This window comes from Micromonospora sp. URMC 106, assembly GCF_051386395.1.
Taxonomy (GTDB): domain Bacteria; phylum Actinomycetota; class Actinomycetes; order Mycobacteriales; family Micromonosporaceae; genus Micromonospora.
Genome location: NZ_JBPQTP010000300.1, coordinates 1 through 221, shown reverse-complemented (window position 1 = coordinate 221; position 221 = coordinate 1). Strand labels below are relative to the sequence as shown.

Below are 221 nucleotides of genomic sequence, written 5' to 3'. Positions count from 1 at the left end.
CAACCCGTACCGTCCGCACCCGCCGCGAACGCCTTGCACCGACCGTCGGCCGCCAGCCCGCGCTGCCGCGAGAACTCCACGAAGAGCCCCGGCGTCGCCATCACCGTCACGCCACCCGCGAAAGCCAGGTCGCACTCGCCCCGGCGCAGCGACTGCACCGCCAGGTGCAACGCCACCAACGACGACGAACACGCCGTGTCCACCGACACCGCCGGCCCCTC

The 221-nt window shown here is 73.3% G+C and carries 1 protein-coding gene; it reads right to left on the bottom strand.

The annotated features are described in order from the left end of the window. Positions 1–209: beta-ketoacyl synthase N-terminal-like domain-containing protein (locus tag ACSNOB_RS32185; protein WP_436691238.1), on the bottom strand; the 209-nt coding region annotated here is incomplete at its 3' end. Positions 210–221: the final 12 nt, after the last annotated feature.